The following is an 18504-nucleotide window of genomic DNA, read 5'->3' on the forward strand; positions in this document are numbered from 1 at the left end:
GATGCCATGAACTCTCCCGCAGAATCCCTTTCCTGCAAGCAGGACTTCCCCCTGCTCGCCGACCCTGATCGCAGGCTCCACTACCTCGACAGTGCCGCCAGCACCCAGAAGCCCGAAACCGTGATCGAAGCGCTGACGCGCTTCTATTCAAGGGACTATGCGAACATCCATCGCGGTGTCTATGATCTCAGTGCCCAAGCCACCGAGTCCTATGAAAATGCAAGGGAGAAGGTGCGGGTATTTCTCTCGGCAGGGGAAAGCCGCGAGATCATTTTCACCCGCGGCACGACAGAAAGCATCAATCTTCTGGCTCGCGCATTTCTGCGCCCGAGGCTCCGCGAAGGCGACGAGATTCTACTTTCCGCCCTCGAACACCATTCCAATATTGTTCCCTGGCAAATTGTCGCCGCCGAGGCAGGAGCCAGAATCCGGGTGATCCCGATGAGTTCCCGGGGCGAACTCCTTCTCGACAGTCTTGACGAGCTCATGGGTCCGAAAACCAGATTGCTGGCTCTCGCCCATGTGTCCAATGCTCTCGGCAGCGTCAATCCGGTAAAGGACATCATTGCCAGGGCCCACGAGAAGGGGATCCCCGTCCTTCTTGACGGCGCCCAGTCCGCCCCCCACATGCCGGTCAATGTTCAGGATCTTGACTGCGACTTCTTCGCCTTTTCGGGGCACAAGTGCTACGGACCCACAGGAATCGGAGTGCTCTACGGACGAGCGGAACTGCTCGAGAAGATGGAACCCTGGCAGGGCGGCGGAGACATGATCCTCTCGGTCAGCTTTGAGAAGAGCCAGTATGCGGAAATCCCCGCGAAGTTTGAAGCGGGCACGCCACCCATTGCCCAGGCCATCGGTCTCGGCGCAGCTCTCGACTACCTGCAAGGCATCGGCATGGACAGAGTCTATCAGCATGGGCTCAGGCTTCAGGAAGAAGCCCTGCTTCGTCTTCGTGAAGTCCCGGGGCTTTCGATTCTCGGGGAAGCCCGGGAGCGCATCGCGTCGATTTCCTTTCTTATGGATGGCATTCATCCCCACGATCTGGGCACCTTCCTCGATCAGCATGGCATTGCCATCCGCACCGGACATCACTGCGCCCAACCGGTGATGGACTTTTTCGGGGTCCCCGGAACTACACGCGCCAGCTTCGGACTTTACAATGACAGTGAGGATGTCGATGCTCTCGTCGACGCACTTCACAAGGCAAGGGAGTTTTTCCGCGTATGAGTGAACTCAGGGATCTCTATCAGGATATCATCCTCGACCATGGGCGAAAACCGCGGAACTTCCGCATCATGGATGCGGCCAGCCACCGTGCAGAAGGACACAATCCCCTCTGCGGAGACCGGCTCTCTCTCTTTCTCAAAATCAAAGACGGCGTGGTAGAAGATCTTTCCTTTGAAGGAAGTGGATGTGCGATTTCCACGGCCTCGGCCTCCTTGCTGACCGAAGCCCTGCAGGGTAAGAGTGAGGAAGAGGCCCGGGAACTGATTGCCGAGTTTGTGCAGATGGCAACCACCCCGAAAGACGAGGAAGTCGAGAAGGGAAATCTCGGAAAGCTCTCGGTCTTTGCGGGAGTGCGGGAGTTTCCCATGCGTGTCAAGTGCGCCACCCTCTCCTGGCACACGCTGGAAAACGCCCTTGACGGTCAAGAGGAAGCGGCCAAAACCGAGTAATCAGGCCCGCGGCTCTTCCTTCCAAAAATCCCAGCCCAGGCGACTTGCAAGATCCGCCAGGACTCCCGCCGCATAGAGAAAGAGAATGGCATCGAGGGGAAGCCGGAAGCGGAACTTGGCGATGAAAAAGGCGTGCAGGGCCGTGTAGGAAAGGAAAAAGAGCAGGGCCAGGCGCGCCGCCGATGAACTCCGCAAGGCACGAAAGACTCCGAATAATCCGAAGGGCAAGAGAAGTCCGTAACTCAGGACACTGATCACTTTCTCCAGATCCAGACCCGGCCGATCCTCTGTCATGGGCGCGGGCCAGAGTCGCCAGAGATTCACAGCCTTCGACAGGGACAGCTTCACAAACCCTGCTGGATCTTTGGCGACATACTCCTTGCCACGCTCGTAGAGAGCGGCATCCAGCGCTGCTTCGCCTGGATTCGCAAGGGAGATTTCAGCGAACTCCTCCTGCATTTCTTCGGTCCAGCGATTCCCTGTCGTCGCTTTTACGCCGGGGGAATTACCCAGCCAGAAGTTATAGCCCCCATTGAGAGAGACCGGAACGGGACGCCCGAAGTGATGATGGTTGCGGAGAGTCCAGGCTCCCACAGACAAGAGAATGGGAAGAATGAAAACCAGAGCCAGACGGAAGCCCCGGCGCAGGGAACCCCTACGCCAGCGTTCGGTCTTCAGCCAGGCGGCGGCAAGCAAGAGAGCCGGAAGAGCCGAGGCAGAAGTCAGGGCCGCCCAGGCTCCGAAGATCCCCGCAAGAAGAGCCGAGCTTTGACGATCCTTCTCCAGAGCCCGATGGCAGAGGGCAAAGACCGACAGCATCAGCAGGGTCTGCAGTGAAATCGCATAAAACGAACCCGCCGCGTAAATGTAGAGCGGGTAAATCGTGACAAAAAACGCCGCCAAAAGTGCCGGGCGCGTACCGAAGATTCTGCGTGCTGCAAGAAAGGCCAGGGGAACCGTCAGGGCTCCCAGAAGAGCCTGCATCAAGCGTACACCGAGGATCTTCGCCCCGGAGACAGCCACGAAGAAGGGATAGCCGGGAGGCCAGTAGGCCGTGGGATCGCCATTGGCATCCCGATAGCCGGCTCCCGAAAGGATGGAATGCGCCAGACGCAGGTACTCCTGACCGTCATACCAGAAGATCCGCGATTCCAGAGTGAGGATCCAGATCAGGCGCAGCAAAAAGGCCAGCAAGGTCATGACACCCAGCCATTGATCCCATCTCCAGCGTTTCATTCTTTCTCCTTTCGTCCCTGAAGGAAGCGAATCTCGATGCCGGGAACCCGGAAAACTTCGGACAGGGACCAACTCTGTTCAAAGGTCTTCGGAATCTCTCCTGCGGGGTCCATGTACCAGGCCCGGTAGTCCACAAGCCAGACGCGTTCATAGTTCTTTTCGAATTCTGCGAAGCGTTCCCGGAAGGTGTCCGTTGAAGGCATGGCCCAGTCGAGTCCCCTCAGGTCCCCGGGCCCCCGGTAATAGTGTTCGAGAGGTTCCGTAATGGAATAGACCAGCACCAGGTCACCCTCGCGGCTCTTCTCATGGAGCAGGCTGGCGGCCTCCCTTGCGTCCGGTTTCCAATAGCGAGAGTTGCCGTAGAGATTGGTAAGGGGGAAAAAACTGAGGACGCTGATCGCAATCAGAAAGGCCCATCGCCAGCGAGCCGGCCCGGAGGCGATGGCCGAAGCGAGAAGAATCAGGTAGGCGGGCATTCCCAGCCATGCATAGCGGACATTGTAGGCCTTCACATTGAGGAAGGCGAGAAGAGCCACCAGCAGCATGGGAACCAAGAGCCAGAGGAGGAAGAACATCGCTCCTTCCGGCTTCTTCCATCGCTCCCGGAGGCCGAGTAAAAAGAGAGAGACAAACACCAGACCCGCCGCGGCAAAGTAGTAAAGGAAGGGCCGAAAGAGATCGGCAGAAAGTGCCCGGTTCATTTCATTGCGGCTCGGCCCGATCGTATCCCCCACGCTGTACACGACCAGAGTGTAGGGAATTGCCAGAGGGTGGAAGTTCACATTTCTCACGACCCCGGCCTTCCCCACCATGTCGGGACGCCATCCGATTTCCAGTTGGGAAAACCAGGGAAGAAGCAGGATCAAAAGAAGAGCAAGGGCGAGAAGCAGTTTTTTCGCAAGACGGGGTTTCTGGATCAAGAGCCATAGAGCCTGGAAGGCGATGAGAAAGGCCATCGCAAGATTGCTGAAAAAGCCCGCCAGTGAAAGCAGAAGGAAGAGCAGCCAGTTCTTCCATCCTCCGCGATCCAGAATGCGAAGGAAGAAGATCATCGAGAGCAGAGCAAATAGAAAGAGCTGCGAGTAGTTCCGCACTTCTTGCGAGTACCAGACATGGAGGGGAGAGATCGCAAGAAGGAAGAGGGAGTACAGCGCCACGCGGGAACCCGCCAGGCGGCGGGCGAGAAGGTAGATGGCCCAAAGAGCGAGAAGACCGGTAATGGCTGACAGACTGCGGCTCCAGACCTCTCCAAAGCCCCCGATTTTCGACCAGAGGCTCAGGACAAGAAAGTGAAGAGGTCCGTGAAAGGTCTCCGACAGTCCTTCCGCAAGAGAGGCTCCCCGGGAGCCGGCCGCCCAGAGAGAAGTGACCTCATCGGCCCAGAAGCTCTGCTGTCCGATCCTGAAGAATCGGAGAAAGGCCCCGAGAGCCATCAGAAGCAGAAAAGTGCGACCCTGCCCGGGCTCGGGAATCCAGTCTGATTTCCTGTTTGACATCTCCCTCCTCATTTCACGCTATCTTGACTCCGGAGGACTGTCAATCCGAAGCTCGAATTGAAACACTGGAATTCGAATGGGAAATCTGCTCTACTCTTCCGCAATCAGGAGGAAACATGTCCCACTGGCTCGATCTCTATCGCATGGACGACCTTCTCAGCGAAGAAGAGCGGATCATCCAGCGCACCGTACGCGACTTCGTTGAAAAGGAAGCCCTTCCCCATCTTCCCGAACTCTGGGAAAAGGGCGAGTTTCCCAGGGAACTTGCCAGTCGCATGGGAGAGATCGGTCTCTTCGGCCCCACGCTCAGCGGCTATGGGCTTCCCGGCCTCGGAAGCCGCGCCTATGGACTGATGATGCTGGAACTCGAACGGGGCGACAGTGGACTTCGCAGTTTTGCATCCGTCCAGGGAAGCCTCTGCATGTACCCGATCCATCGCTTCGGGAGTGAGGAACAGAAAACCCGCTGGCTTCCGGAACTGGCAAGCGGCAAGAAGATCGCCTGCTTCGGACTGACCGAACCGGACTCGGGATCAGATCCCGGCGGCATGAAGACCCGTGCCACGAAAGACGGAGACGACTGGCTGCTTCAGGGAAGCAAGATGTGGATCACGAATGGAACACTGGCGGACCTTGCCCTCGTCTGGGCCATGACCGAAGACGGGATTCGCGGCTTTCTGGTCGAAAAGGGAACCCCGGGTTTCACCGCCGACTCCATCAAGGGAAAAATGAGCCTGCGGGCCTCGGACACGGCCAGCCTCGCCTTCGATGAAGTGCGCCTGGGACCCGAGGCACTTCTGCCGGAGACCCGGAATCTGGGGAGCGCTCTTTCCTGCCTGAATCAGGCCCGCTACTCCATCGCCTGGGGAACTCTGGGAGCCGCCATGGCTTGTCTGGAGGAGGCCGCTGACTTCAGCCGGGATCGGGTGAGCTTCGGGAAGAGCCTTGATGAAAACCAGCTCATCCAGAAGGAACTGGCCGACATGCTTGCTTCTCTCATCCAGGGACGGCTCCTCGTGGAGAGACTTGCGGAACTGAAGGATGCAGGAGAGGTCACGGCAGTTCAGATCAGTCTGGCGAAAAGGGAAAACTCCGCACGGGCACTGGAGATCGCCCGCCGATGTCGTCAGGTTCTCGGTGCCAATGGAATCAGTCTGGAGTACCAGGCCGGTCGCCACGCCTGCAATCTGGAGTCCATCATCACTTACGAGGGAACCCACGAGATCCACACCCTCATTCTGGGCAAGGAGATTACGGGGAAGGCCGCCTTCTGATTCTCCCGGACAAGAGTTGATGCCTTGAGTTGAAGAGCTTGCGAAAGGCGAGCAGTGCCATGAAAGTCGCCCCCAGTCCGGTGGCCGACGCAATCATGAACATGACGACGATCTGGTACTTCACGGCCTGAAGCGGATCGGCTCCGGCGAGAATCTGCCCGGTCATCATTCCCGGCAGTGCCACAATCCCGACAATGCTCATGGCATTGATGACCGGAACCATTCCCCGACGAACCGCCTCTCTCAGGGGACGAAGAGCGGCTTCCCAACGGCTGGCACCATGGGCTAGTTCCATCTCCACTTCTTCTCGACCCTCATCCAGCCGGCTGAGAAACTCGTCGAGGCAGAGAGAAATCCCGTTCATGCCATTGCCAAGCACCATTCCCAGAAGCGGGATGAAGTACCTCGGCTGATACCAGGGTTCAATTCCGATTACCGCTCCACTGACGGCCAATGTGCTGATCATTGCACTGGCGGTGAGAGCCAGAAAACTGAGACTGAGGGCGCCCGAGAACTTGCGGCTACTGCGGCGCAGGGCTGCATGGCTGGCAATGGCAATCATGAAGAGAGCGAGAATCAGTACCGCCGAGGCCCGGTTGATTTGAAACAGGGACTCAAGGACATAGCCGACAAGAAGCAACTGCACGACGCTTCGAAAGGCCGCCCAGGCCAGGCGTTTTTCCAGCCTGAGTTTGAGAGAGAAGCTGAGAAGACCCGCCAGGAGAACCAGGGTCGAAGCGATCGCCAGGTCGCCGACTCCGAGAGGAATGACTTCCCTCATGAGTCCCCTCCTTCCCGGCCAAGGAACCCGGCGAAGGAATCGCAAAGACCAGACAGGCGTTCCCGCAGACCCTGATCATGGCTGGCCAGGAGAATCATCATTCCCCTTTGATTCATCTCATCTTCGATCAGGGTGGCCAGGCGGTTTCGGGAGGCCAGGTCGAGGGAGGCGCTGGGTTCGTCAAGAAGGAGAAGATCCGGCTTCAGCAGGAGTGAACGCAGAAAGGCAATCCGCTGTTGCTGCCCGATGGAGAGTTCCCGGATTTGACGACGAAGGAAGGCAAGCAGGCCCAGCCGGTCAAGGAGTTCCTTCGCCCGATCCGATGAGAACTCCTCATCACAGGAGCTGTAGGCGAAAGGACGACGAAGAGCGTCCTCCACGATGGAATCCACGAAAACAGGCTTCTGCCCCAGCAGGAGGACCCGGCGTCGCCAGGCAGGCCATCCCCAGTCATCGGGGCCCCGTCCGTCCAGCAGGACTTCCCCCGCGAAGGGGTCGTCCAGACCTGCAACACAACGCAGAAGGCTGCTCTTTCCCGAGCCCGAAGGACCCTCCAGCAGAAGCCCCCGCCCGGGATGCAGCGTGGCATTGAGAGAATCGACTAATACCTGACCCCCGGCCTTCACAGAGAATGACCGGATTTCCAGGTTCTTCGCCAACTCACTCCCCCATGCGTGAAATGGCCTCAATCTCGATGGAAACCTCCACGAAATTCCCGACCACCAGGCCTCCTCCATCCATCGTCCGGCTCCAGGAAATCCCGAAGTCGCGGCGATCAATCTTCGTGCGAGCACTGAAGCCCGCACGCAGGTTGCCCCGTGGATCCGTCATCTGTCCGACAAGCTCAACTTCCAGAGTCACCGGCTTCGACTCTCCGTGGAGACTGAGCTCCCCGTCGAGGAGAAAACCACCATCGCTGATTTCCCGGACCCGAGTCGATGAGAAAGTCATCTCCGGGTACTTTTCTACATCGAAAAAGTCCTCGTTCTGGAGGTGGCGATCCCGCTTTTCACTATCGGTATCAATGCTGCTCATTCCAATCACAGCATCCACACGAGATGCCTCCGGATGAGCAGGATCCCAGTGAACAGTCCCGCTGAAATCGTCAAAGCGGCCGGACACCTTGCTGATGCCCAGATGGCGGACCTTGAAGGCCACCTCACTGTGGCCGGAATCGATGCTGTACTCCGCGGCCGAGAGAGAAAGGGAGACAAGGATGAGGGCAAGACACAGAAATCTAATCATGGATAAGCTCCTGCTGAGGGGTTGAATACGGAAGATCGGAAACTTTCCGGGAAAGTCAAACCCGGGTGGATCGTTTCTCCGTGGATTCAGCCCCATGGCCCTGCTATAATGGACAAGTCATTCTGCCACATCCTCCGAGGAAACCATGAAACAGACGATCCTGATTCTCCTTACCGTATCTGCCATCGCGGAAGACCACTTCTGCCTGAACCCCACGCTGCCGAAGCCCACGGAATCGCCCGAGGAAGTTTAAAGGAGCGGCAGAGGAAACCAGAAAACTCGTTCCCCTGAAGTGAGGAATATGAAACGCAATCTCGTCTCAGTGGCCCTCCTCGTGACACTCTTGGGCCTTGTCTGGGTGAACTCGCATCGAAGCACTGCCGTGCCCATGCCCACTGAACACCGCCTGGACAGCGAAGCGGAAAGGCAGAACCGAAAGGGCCGCAAGGAGTGGATGCGTCAGATGCACCGGGCTGCTCCCGGCGTGGACTGGGAGGCCATCAACCGGGCGAACGGTCTTCTCCTTCAGGAAAAACGCAAGGGACGGAGAACCGATCTCTGGACGGAAAGAGGCAGCCACAACCTCGCCGGGCGCATGCACTGCGCGGCACTTTCTTTGGAGGGCGACAGCCTCTACGGAGGCTCTTCCAAGGGCGGCGTCTGGAAGGGCAGCCTGATGGGACAGGGCTGGCGACCGGTTTCCGACAATCTCTACGGCGGTTCCCATGGGCTGGCAGTGGCCGGCTCCGGCACAGAGGTCATCACCTCCGTCACCGACGGCGGTCTTGTTCACTACAGTGAGGACGGAGGAGCAAGCTGGCACCTGCCTTCCGGGCTGCCCGGCAGTATCCAGAAGGTCAAGCGCGTGGCTCGCGATTTCTCCAGCAATGACCGCGTCTATCTCATGATCGTCAGCGCAGGAAACGGGAAAGAACTCTTTCGCTCCGAAGATGCAGGACGCAGCTACACCGAGATCTATCACCTGAACACTGCGGTCGGCGACTTCTGGCTCGACCGACAGCAGGGCGGCAGCATCTATGTCGCCAAGGCCCGGAGTTTCTATCGCAGCGATGATCTGGGCGCAAACTGGAACTTCGTCGGTTTCATCCACGGTTCGTCTCCTGGCAAGGTGGTCCTGGCCGGAAGCGAAGCCGGGGCGCCGACCTTCTATGCCGCCACAAAAATAGGTTCGGAGTGGACCCTGCATCGTTCAATGGATGCAGGCCTGAGTTGGGAATACCGTTACGACATCGATGACTTCTGGGAAACCCTTGCCTCGTCGATCGTCAATCCGAACCTGGTTCTCTTCGGTGGCGTCGAGCTATTCCGGTCCCTCGACGGAGGCGGCAGTTTCAACAAGGTCAACAACTGGTACGACTACTACTCGAATCCTCTATACCGCCTGCACGCGGACCTTCCCGGCTTCGACTGCCTCTGGACCGGCTCGGAAGAACTCATGTACATCGCCACGGACGGAGGACTCTACCGGGGGATCAACAATGTGGCCGTTGTGCAGAACATCTCGCTCGAGGGACTGGGCGTCAGCCAGTACTACGGAACCCATACCAGCGTGCTCAACCCCTGGAGGATTCTCGCCGGTGCCCAGGACCAGGGCTACCAGCGTTGCGATGAACTGAACGGCGACAGCGGCAGTCTGGACTTTACGCAAATCTGGAGCGGTGACTACGGACACCTGACTTCTTCCAACGGCAGCCACGACTGGGTCTACTCGGTCTATCCGGGTTTCCTGCTGATCCATGTCGGCGAAGAAAACCCGAGCCTCTACGATGCAGACTTCCCGGCCGATGAGAGCTACTCCTGGTTGCCCTTCATTCTCGCAGACCCCGAGGACTCGCAGTCCGTCTTCTTCTGTGCAAAGCACCTTCACCGGGGAACCTGGGATGGCGTCATGTCCGTGGACTGGACCGCCGGTAGTCAGGACTTCACCGTGGCTGGAGGATCCTATCTGACCGCCCTCTCGATCTCTCCCGCGGATCTCAGCCGCCGCATTGTCTGCACGAACACAGGCCGCATCTGGCATTCCAGCGACAGTGGAGAAAACTGGAACCTCTCTTCAGACACAGGTCCCTCCTCTCACTATTTCTATGGAACCGGCATCCTGCATTCTGGGACCGACCCGCTTGTCGCCTGGCTCGCGGGAAGCGGCTACAGCGGCCCGGCGGTCTATCAAACTGTAGACGGAGGAGAACACTGGACCCCGCTTTCCGATGGCCTGCCCTCGACACTTGTCTATGAACTCGCTCTGGAATCCCCGGGAGAGGCCCTGCACGCAGCTACCGATGCTGGGCCCTGGCGCTTCGACCCCGCCACGGAAGTCTGGAGCTATGCCGGAGGAAGCGAAGCACCGCTTACGACTTTCTGGAGCGTAGAGACGGTGCCCGCCCTTGGCGTGATCCGCTACGCCACCTACGGCCGCGGTATCTGGGACTACGACTATCTCGATCCCACGGCAAGCGAGGACGCTCCTGACTTCGGGCGTTTCGCCCTCAGCAATTTCCCGAACCCCTTCAACCCGAAAACCACGATCCACTTCCGCCTTCCCGAAGCAGGACTGATGGAATTGGAAATCTACGATGTTCAGGGAAAGAGAGTGAAACAGTTCGAGCGGATGCACCGGGAAAGCGGAAGCCATTCACTGCAATGGGACGGAAGGGACGATCAGGGGGAAAGCTGCTCCAGTGGAACCTATCTCGTACAGCTTCGAAGGGGAGATCGTAAGGAAAGCCTGAAGATCACGCTGGCTCGCTAGCGAATGAGAAGCATCTTTCTCTTCAGCTGTTTCACGCCGGTATCCAGCCGATAGAAATAGGTGCCGCTCGCACAGTCCCGCCCTCGATGATCCCGACCGTCCCAATGCAGGCGATGCTCTCCTGCAGGAAGACTTCCCTCCAGCAGACTGCGAACCCACCTTCCCGAGGAATCGTAGATCCGAAGCTTCGCAAGGCCCGCTTTCTCCAGGTCAAAGCGGATCTCTGTTTTCGGATTGAAGGGATTGGGATAGTTCTGCTGCAGTTGCAGGGGAGCCGTGTCGGCGGCCTCGGTAGGATCCTGAAGTTCCAGTCGGAACATGCTTCTGCCATGAGTTCCCGCAATCAGGGTGCGTGTAGGCTCATGAAGCTTCAGGTCCAGCACCGGCACATTGGGAAGCCCGGAACCCAGTGCCTGCCAGAATGTTCCTCCATCGCTGAAATAGCAGCCGAGATCCGTACCGACATAGAGTCTGGAAGGGAAGTCCGGATCCACAAGAATGACACTTACGGGAAGCTCGGGGAGGTTCCCGCTGATGTCTGTCCAGGAAGTGCCACCGTTTGTGGTACAGAACACATGCGACACCGCTTCGTCCCAGCGCAGGCCGGAATAGCTGATGTAGGCAATGTCCTCATCGTAAGGATCCACGGCAATGCGCGTCACCCAACGCTCGGGGAGAGAATCGGCAAGGTAGTCCCAATTTGTGCCCCCGTCCGTGCTTCTCCATACCTTCGCATCATCGGTTCCTGCGTAGATTACACTGGAATTGGAAGGAGCTACGGCGATTGTTGTGATGGTTCCGAAATTGGCACCGTGGTTCCCCCCGGTGAGGTCTCCGCTGATGGCCGACCAACTGGAGGCTCCGTTCAGGCTTCGATACAGTCGATAGCTTCCGTAGTACATGGTCTGGGAGTTGTTGGGATCGAGGACCACGGGAGTCGACCAGTTGCGACGATCCGAGCCGGAGATCCCGGAGGTAGCTGAACTGAAACTGCTTCCCCCATTGGTGGAACGACAGAGCCCGCCATACTGGTACTCGGCATAGATCCGGTTCGCATTGCCGGGGTCCACGATGCAGGTAAAGCCATCCCCGCCCAGAATCCTTTCCCAGTCGTCCGTGGCTCCGCTCAATGTTCTCAGGGTTCCGTTATCCTGGGTTCCTCCGTAAAGTCGCTCGGGATTCTGGTAGTCCACCTCAATGGCATAAAATTGCGAGGTCGGCTGATTACCGAGTTTCGTCCAACTGTCTCCCCCGTTTCCACTTCGATAGAGACCGCCGTCATTGCCATTGAAGATTGTGTGGGGACTGCCGGGGACGAAGGCCATGGCGTGGTGATCCACATGCATGTTTCCGCCCACCTCGCTCCAGCTCTGCCCCCCGTTCTGGCTGCGATAGAAATACAGACCCAGAGCATACACCTGGTTCGGGTCTGAAGGATGCACCCGGATATTCCCGAACCACCATCCATAGGAGCTGTACATGCCGGAAAGGGAGGAGTCATTGCAGCGGCTCCAACTGTCCCCACCGTTTGAGCTCTTGTAGACGCCGTCAAAATAGCTGCTGTCGTCTGCGTAGATGGCATAAAGAATGTCCGGGCTTTCGGCGCAGAGGGCCAGCCCGATACGCCCGACATGACTGTCCGTGGGCAGACCGCTACTCAGTTCCGACCAGCTCTCGCCCCCATCCTGACTGCGCCAGATTCCACTGGAAGGCCCTCCGGAGCGGCGATAGGTCAAGCCTCTCATGCGCTCCCACATGGCGGCATAGATTTCATCCGGGTTCTGGGGATTGATCACAAGGTCGATGCAGGAGGTGGAATCCGTCAGGGAGAAAACCAGGCTCCAGGAGTCGCCCCCGTCTTCACTTCGATAAACGCCACGATGGGGATCGGGACTGAAGAGGCTTCCCGTTCCCGCTGCAAAGATGCGATTGGAATCACCGGGGTCCACAGCGATCCGGGCAATGTAACGCGTTTCCTCCAGACCGGAATACTCCCAGCTTTGGCCCTCGTCCAGAGAACGATAGAGCCCCGTACCGAAGAAGCTCAGGCTGGCCGCATTGGCTTCTCCCGTCCCGACATAGATCCGTTCCGGGTTCTGGGGATCAAGAGCCACGGAGCCCACTGACAGGGAAGGCTGATCATCAAAGATCGGTTCCCAGTTAGCACCGGTATCTACTGAGCGGAATACTCCCCCGCTGGCCATGGCCGCATAGACGATATTCCCCTGCGTGGGATGAAGGGCAAGGTCCGTTACCCTTGCGCCGATGTTGTCCGGGCCGGCCTGCACCCAGGCATTTCGATTCAGCCCTGACTCCGCCTGCATCCTCCGTGCTTCCTCGACCGACTGTCTCCAGGCGTCATGGTTCACACCCGAATGGGGCCAGGCACGCTGTGTCCAGAACCACTCATTGGGGCGTGCATTCGGCTCGCGAGCTTTCTCTGCAGGCGCAAAGAAACCCGCGAACTTTCCCACTAGCAGGAGAAGGCAGAGGGTAAAAAGAAGCTTCTTGATCACTTGATCAGCACCATTTTCTTACTGGCGACACGGTCTCGCGTTTCCAGACGATAGAAGTAGACGCCACTTGGAAGCGGGTGGCCTGTCACGTCCCTGCCATCCCAGGAAAGCAGGTGCTCGCCAGCGGCATGCTCGCCTTCAGCAAGAACCCGAATCACCCGGCCCCGTGAATCAAAGACGCGCAGAAGAGCCGGACCCTCTTCTGCCAGATTGAAACGGATTTCCGTCTTCGGATTGAAGGGATTGGGGTTGTTCTGATGCAGGCGGTCCACAAAGGAAACGCTGAGTCCATCGTCTCCCGTGGTGTCAAAGATGCCGGCGAGCAGGAAGTCATCGACGCCGCCTTCGACCAGGGAGCCGGAACCTTCATCCGAGGCAATGAAGCGTAGCTGCAAGACCCCTGCTTCTCCGACATGGTCAAAGAGGTCGAAGCTCTCCTGCACCCAGGCATTGCTCGAAGTCGTCGTGTGTTCCAGGGAGATCCAGCTGTTGCCGCCGTCATTGCTGAGATCCACATCCCACCAGTCATTGTTCGGATCGGCACCCTGGTCGTTGGAGTACCATTTCCAGTAGCTGAAGACTGCGGAAGTAGCACCGCTGAAGTCATAGCTCGGGCTGAAGAGAGTGGTCTTTCCACTGTCCACATCGTTGGCCCCGTCACTTCCACCGGGATGCTGTCCGGTAATCCAGCAGAGAGTTCCATCGGCACTATGGTCGTCACCTGGCTGGCAGCCCGTAGGCACCGGATCCACGCGCACCCAGACTCCGGTCGTGGCATCGTCGTCGGAAGCTCCCACAGTCCATCCTCGTTCGGCTTCCATCGTGTGCTCGAAGCTCTCGCCGATTTCGTAGTAATGCAGATTCAGGGGCGCACCGAAGGGGCTGCTTCCCGTGTGCCCGCCGACATCGTTTGCCGTAAGGAAGTACTCGACCACGCTTCCCACGGCTTGAGCGGGAATGGAGGATCCATATTCCCCGGGAACTCCCGTGGCCGTCATCGGCTGATCAACAAACTCTCCCCCGTTCAAACGGTAGTGAAGCGTGACGCTCGCCGGGTCAATCGCAGTACCCTCATAGCCCGTGGGGATAGTCTGCACTTCGACCGGTGAATAGAAGTCCGGCGTGAAGGGAGCCGGGCTGTGGCTGAACTGAACGGCGCGCAGGCTTCCGGAAATCTGGATCATGTAGAGTGAAGGCCAGAGATTGTCCTCAAAGAGTTGCTGGCGGCGGGATTCCGGCGGCCAGAAACCGTCGCCGGAATGACCGATCTCGTTGGTAAATCCGAAGATCTTCTCGTGTTCACCCTGTGCGCCGTAATCCCAGTCGAAGGTACCGCCCGAGACGATGTAGAGAACGTCCCCGGGTTGCCCAGGCGCATAGCCATTGTACTTGACCATTTCTGCGGCAATGTCACGGAAGAGTTCCTCGTCGGGTGTGTCGGCAGTGGTGTAACCCCAGGGATAGAGCGTGAGTTCACTGTAGGAATGCCAACTCTGGCGAAGGTCGAATTGATGGTCATTGATCAGCGCGATCATGGCCTGCACTTCCGGCTCGCTGGCCGCATAGGGACCGCGATAGGTTTCGCTCGAAGGGCTCCCGCTACTCCCGCTGTCCAGACCCCACTCGTAGGGATAGTTGCGGTTCGGGTCCACGCCGTAACTTCCGCCATTATTGCGACGGTTCTTCCGCCACATTCCTCCGCCGTTCGGATTGGTGGACTCGTTGTAGAGGAATCCGTCGGGGTTGACGATGGGAACGAAGTAGACTTCGCGATTATCAAGCAGATAGGTAATCTCCGGGTCGACCCCGTAATTCTCCGCGAGGTACTCGGCCAGCATCAGGGGCATTTCCGAGGCCATAATCTCGCGGGCATGATGCAGTCCGTCAAAGAGAAGCTCCGGCTCCACCTCATCCTGCTCCGGATTGTCGGAAACCCGGAAGCACCAGAGATCGTTCCCCTGATGGCTTTGACCGATGGACCACTTCTCGCTGACCACTTCGGGGTAGAGCATGTGGAGGCTGTCCATCCAGGCGATGGCCTCGCTGTAGGTGTGATAGATGCCGAAGTTCGTGCGGCTGTCCAGGCGCGAAGCGTAGAAGTTCTCCAGGTCATCCTGAAGCACCTCGATCCGGCTGCCACGAAGAGTGAGCTTCATGTAGTCCTCACGCTGCACGACGATGTCATAGTAATCCCAGGCTCGCCCCGACTCCGTAATGTCGAGTTCATCGGGGTTGATCAGGATGTAGTTCATATCCTCTTCTGACTCGATGTAGAATCGAAGCAGGGTATGTGATTCCTCGAGTGCGAGTGAGGGCAAGACAAGCAGAACTGACAGGCAGACGATGGCCAGACGCATGGGGATCCTCCCGAGATCGTTAAGTTTCGATATTCATTATACCATAGGATGACGAGAGCTGACAACGCTTTGCAGGTTTCTGGCTCAGTTCTCGGCCTTTTCGCCCCAGTGCAGGTTCACCTTCATCAGACCTTCCAGTCCCGAAAGATCGCCAACGATCTGGTCGACATCCGATGGGTTCTTGAGCGTCACCATGAAGCTGAGCTTGATGACATCTCCCATTTTACGGCTTTTGACATTCACCAGGTCATAACTTCGAAAGTACTGCTCAAAGACGGGCAGGTAGATTCGGCGCTGCTCTTCATGGTCTGAAGGCAGTTGCTGGAAGGTGAGAAGAAACTCCGAGTGTCCGCTTGAGCCGTGGCGTGTCCAGTGGAGAATCCCGACAAACAATCCGACGAGCAGTCCTCCGAAGGCGGCAATCATCAGGTTGCCCGTACCGCAAGCCATGCCCACTGCCAGTGCGTAGAAGACATAGGCCGTGTCGCGGGTGTCCTTGACGACCGTGCGGAAACGGATGATCGACATGGCTCCGGCCAGACCGAAGGCCCGGGCGATGTTGCTGCCGATGACCATCATGACCAGGCTCATCAGCATGGAGAGAAGGACGATGGTGTTCAGGAAGGAAAAGGAAACCGTCAGTTGCCGTTGTGTTGCACGATAGACCCAGGAGACGAAAAGCCCCATGAGAAAGGCCAGAGTCGTGTTGAGAAAAACCTCTCCCCCCGTCCAGGGTTCGGGTCTCATCGCCAGTGTCTGCAACAGTTCATCCATGAGGAACCTTTCTTACTGCGGAATCTGTGCCCAGGCATTGATGCCTTCGCAATACTTCGAGTAGGAGCGAGGCATCAGGTTCATAAGACGGGTAAGGCGGCACATCCAGGAGGGCATATTGTCGTCGAACTTCAGTTCCAGGACAAAGAACTCGTCCTCGAACTGACGAAGCGGGTCATCCTCTCCAATGTCATCCATTTCCGGATTCGAGAGGCTGCGGATGTTCTGGTCAAAGGTGACCCTGTCGCGGGGGTTGTCCCTGCCAATCATGGCTTCCCTCTCATAGCTCACGAGAACTACCGGGGCGAGGTGCATCACCCGCATGTTGAATCGAAACTTTTCAAGAACCTTTCGATCCGAAAAGACCCAGTCCTCAAAATCCGGAGAAGGATAGCTGCCATTGAGAGCTTCTTCCACTCCCCCCACGGTGAGCTGCACCCGTTCTTTCACGGAACGGCGACCAATCTTGCGCTTGATCTCGAGAAAGGCCACGGACTCATTGCAGACGCTGTCGTAGGTTCTCACGCGAAGCTTCTTGCGGACATTGACGCTGTCGAGCTTCTCGTAAAAGAAGTCCAGATCCTCGGTATCAAAGTAGATGCTTCTTACCGTGTACCGTTGTCGGGGAAGGTCCCTGCAATGTTCGTCGTGAATGACAAAAGGGAAAACGATGTCCCGGATTTCCTCCATCCAGGCAATCGGAAGACGGTACTTCAGTTCATATCTGCGAAAAGCACTGGCCACTATGTACCCTCGCCCATCAGGTGCCAGAATTCACGCTTCAGGCCACGGAGGAAGTTCTCGTAGAGGATTCGGAGAAGACTTGCCCGCTCACCGTAGACGGAAGCCAAGCCGCGCATCCCGGGCAGGAGTTCTTCCCCCGGGTTTTCCAGGCTGGCAAAAACGGCAATGTAGTTCCCGCTTCTGGTTACGATCGTGCGGGAGTCGCTTCGATGCAGACGGCACTGCAAGCGGGTTCCCTTCATGCCGGGGACATGAAAACTAATCTGCTGTCCATGCTTCAGAAAGTCTGCTCTTTCCTGGGGAATCAGGACGGTAAGAACCAAAGAATCCTGACGGCTTACCTGAAGCAACTGCCCTTCCCCATGCCCGGAGTGAAGAAGGCCGCCCAGAGGAGAGAGGATTTCCTGCGCGAGCAGAACCTCTTCCATGGCGGACATCTCCGCCTGCAGGCCCTGGAGTGTCTGTTCGGCTGCGGCAATCTCCTCGGGCCTTGATCCGGTAGAGAGAACCCTGAGTTCTGCTCTTGCCAGATCCAGGTCCAGACTCAGGAGTTTTCCACGAACCTCGAAGTCCTCCAGGATTTCATCGCTAACGATTCCCTCCCGGTGCATCTCCCTTTGCCGGAGAAGCTGGGGCAGGAAAGCATCGTAACTGGCTTGAGCCTGTTTCTGCGCCAGGCTTGCTCTATCCAGCTCTTCCGGTTTTTCCCCGGCCTTGAGAGTTGCCAACAAGCTCTTTGCATCGCCAAGTGCGCGGGCCCTTTCTGCCATCTCCAGTTCCAGAGAGGAGGATTGCACCCGTGCAATCAGGTCTCCCTCATTCACCCTTCGGTGACCCGGGTTGTCGGGAATATCGGATAGCTCCAGATCCAGTATGGCCGGGCGATCAAAGCGATAGACGCGATAGTGAAGTGTCTCGCCACTCTGGTGATCCACGGCGCGGGATTCATAGCTACCCGGGCCCAGTTCACTCAGGGTCCACTGGCTGCGGGGAAGTAGCTGGCAAGATCCGCTGACCCTGCGGTCCACCTTGACAAGGCCGAGAACCAGAAACAGGACTGCCAGGGATCCGAGAAAGACAGACCAGAAACGGCCACGACGCCAGGATTCGGGAACTCGCGTCATGGTGAGGCCATCTTCCATAGTTGAGCAAAGAGCTCTTCATGCCGCTGAACATCTGCGGAGCTCTCAAAGATGTTCAAGAGTTCTACATTCTTCCCGGCGCCGGACAGGGTCCAGTTGTAACTGCCGGAAAGCACCTGCCGGGAGTCGATGATGAGGAACTTCGCATGGAGTTTACCCCGGGAGCGGGGCCAAAGACGCAGTTCCGCGCCGCACTCCTGAAGGGCGCGAGTGATGCCTGCGTTCTCAGCGGCCTCCTTGGCATCCAGAAGAATACGCAAGGCGACCCCCCTCTTCGCGGCCTCTTGCAAGGCGGAGAGGATCCGGGGATCCTTGAACTTGTACACAACGGCGTTCACGCTCTCGCCGGCAGAAGCCAGGGCGGACAGGGTCGTCTGCCTTGGGTTTCTGTCCAGAGAGAGCTGAAACACCGAAGAACCAAGCGACTCGGTTGGGTTCACGTCGCTCCTTCTTTCCGCTGCCCGCAGGCCCTTCCCATCAAAGAACAGAG

15 protein-coding genes are annotated in these 18504 nt (G+C 57.9%); 4 read left to right on the top strand and 11 right to left on the bottom strand.

Features of this window, described 5'->3' with window-relative positions; translation table 11 throughout:
• Positions 1 to 6: 6 nt before the first annotated feature.
• Together QGH30_06270 and QGH30_06275 are read left to right on the top strand one after the other, a co-directional pair.
• Positions 7 to 1230 (top strand): cysteine desulfurase, encoded by a 1224-nt coding sequence (locus QGH30_06270; GenBank protein ID MDP7021942.1) that lies wholly within the window; start codon positions 7 to 9, stop codon positions 1228 to 1230.
• Positions 1227 to 1679, top strand: a complete 453-nt coding sequence (locus QGH30_06275) for an SUF system NifU family Fe-S cluster assembly protein (GenBank protein ID MDP7021943.1) — start codon at positions 1227 to 1229, stop codon at positions 1677 to 1679. Before QGH30_06270 ends, QGH30_06275 begins: the two co-directional genes overlap by 4 nt.
• On the opposite strand, the gene QGH30_06280 is transcribed toward QGH30_06275, so the two are convergent.
• Both QGH30_06280 and QGH30_06285 read right to left on the bottom strand, forming a co-directional pair.
• Positions 1680 to 2915, bottom strand: coding sequence for a glycosyltransferase family 39 protein (locus QGH30_06280; protein MDP7021944.1), 1236 nt, complete (start codon positions 2913 to 2915; stop codon positions 1680 to 1682).
• On the bottom strand, positions 2912 to 4411 hold the full coding sequence (locus tag QGH30_06285) for a glycosyltransferase family 39 protein (GenBank protein ID MDP7021945.1): 1500 nt from the start codon (positions 4409 to 4411) through the stop codon (positions 2912 to 2914). Before QGH30_06285 ends, QGH30_06280 begins: the two co-directional genes overlap by 4 nt.
• A gap of 116 nt (positions 4412 to 4527) precedes the next feature.
• Here QGH30_06285 and QGH30_06290 point away from each other — a divergent pair, with 116 nt between their 5' ends.
• Positions 4528 to 5685, top strand: a complete 1158-nt coding sequence (locus QGH30_06290; GenBank protein ID MDP7021946.1) for an acyl-CoA dehydrogenase family protein — start codon at positions 4528 to 4530, stop codon at positions 5683 to 5685.
• Here QGH30_06290 and fetB read toward each other — a convergent pair.
• The 3 genes from fetB to QGH30_06305 are packed head-to-tail and all read right to left on the bottom strand — an operon-like array spanning position 5663 to position 7711.
• Complete coding sequence (gene fetB, locus QGH30_06295) at positions 5663 to 6466, bottom strand: iron export ABC transporter permease subunit FetB (protein MDP7021947.1); 804 nt, start codon at positions 6464 to 6466, stop codon at positions 5663 to 5665. The genes QGH30_06290 and fetB overlap by 23 nt on opposite strands.
• Positions 6463 to 7125: an ATP-binding cassette domain-containing protein gene (locus tag QGH30_06300; GenBank protein ID MDP7021948.1), complete on the bottom strand. Its 663-nt coding sequence runs from the start codon at positions 7123 to 7125 to the stop codon at positions 6463 to 6465. Before QGH30_06300 ends, fetB begins: the two co-directional genes overlap by 4 nt.
• A 1-nt stretch (position 7126) precedes the next feature.
• Entirely contained in the window at positions 7127 to 7711 is a 585-nt protein-coding gene (locus tag QGH30_06305; GenBank protein ID MDP7021949.1) for a YceI family protein, read from the bottom strand.
• Positions 7712 to 8012: 301 nt separating this feature from the next.
• On the opposite strand from QGH30_06305, the gene QGH30_06310 reads away from it, so the two are divergent.
• Entirely contained in the window at positions 8013 to 10481 is a 2469-nt protein-coding gene (locus tag QGH30_06310) for a FlgD immunoglobulin-like domain containing protein (protein ID MDP7021950.1), read from the top strand.
• Here QGH30_06310 and QGH30_06315 read toward each other — a convergent pair.
• From QGH30_06315 to QGH30_06340, 6 genes are all read right to left on the bottom strand, one after another.
• Positions 10478 to 12997 (bottom strand): FlgD immunoglobulin-like domain containing protein, encoded by a 2520-nt coding sequence (locus tag QGH30_06315; protein MDP7021951.1) that lies wholly within the window; start codon positions 12995 to 12997, stop codon positions 10478 to 10480. The genes QGH30_06310 and QGH30_06315 overlap by 4 nt on opposite strands.
• The gene (locus QGH30_06320; protein ID MDP7021952.1) at positions 12994 to 15354 is read right to left on the bottom strand and encodes a M14 family zinc carboxypeptidase; all 2361 of its coding nucleotides are present in this window, start codon (positions 15352 to 15354) and stop codon (positions 12994 to 12996) included. The genes QGH30_06315 and QGH30_06320 overlap by 4 nt, the downstream gene beginning before the upstream one ends.
• A gap of 84 nt (positions 15355 to 15438) precedes the next feature.
• Entirely contained in the window at positions 15439 to 16128 is a 690-nt protein-coding gene (locus tag QGH30_06325) for a DUF4956 domain-containing protein (GenBank protein ID MDP7021953.1), read from the bottom strand.
• Positions 16129 to 16140: 12 nt separating this feature from the next.
• A complete protein-coding gene (locus QGH30_06330) occupies positions 16141 to 16872 on the bottom strand; it encodes a polyphosphate polymerase domain-containing protein (GenBank protein MDP7021954.1) in 732 nt (243 codons plus the stop codon).
• The gene (locus QGH30_06335; GenBank protein MDP7021955.1) at positions 16872 to 17996 is read right to left on the bottom strand and encodes an HlyD family efflux transporter periplasmic adaptor subunit; all 1125 of its coding nucleotides are present in this window, start codon (positions 17994 to 17996) and stop codon (positions 16872 to 16874) included. The genes QGH30_06330 and QGH30_06335 overlap by 1 nt, the downstream gene beginning before the upstream one ends.
• Positions 17993 to 18454 (bottom strand): phospholipase D-like domain-containing protein, encoded by a 462-nt coding sequence (locus tag QGH30_06340; GenBank protein MDP7021956.1) that lies wholly within the window; start codon positions 18452 to 18454, stop codon positions 17993 to 17995. The genes QGH30_06335 and QGH30_06340 overlap by 4 nt, the downstream gene beginning before the upstream one ends.
• Positions 18455 to 18504 lie beyond the last annotated feature (50 nt).

This window comes from Candidatus Krumholzibacteriia bacterium, from assembly GCA_030748535.1.
GTDB lineage: Bacteria > Krumholzibacteriota > Krumholzibacteriia > JACNKJ01 > JACNKJ01 > JASMLU01.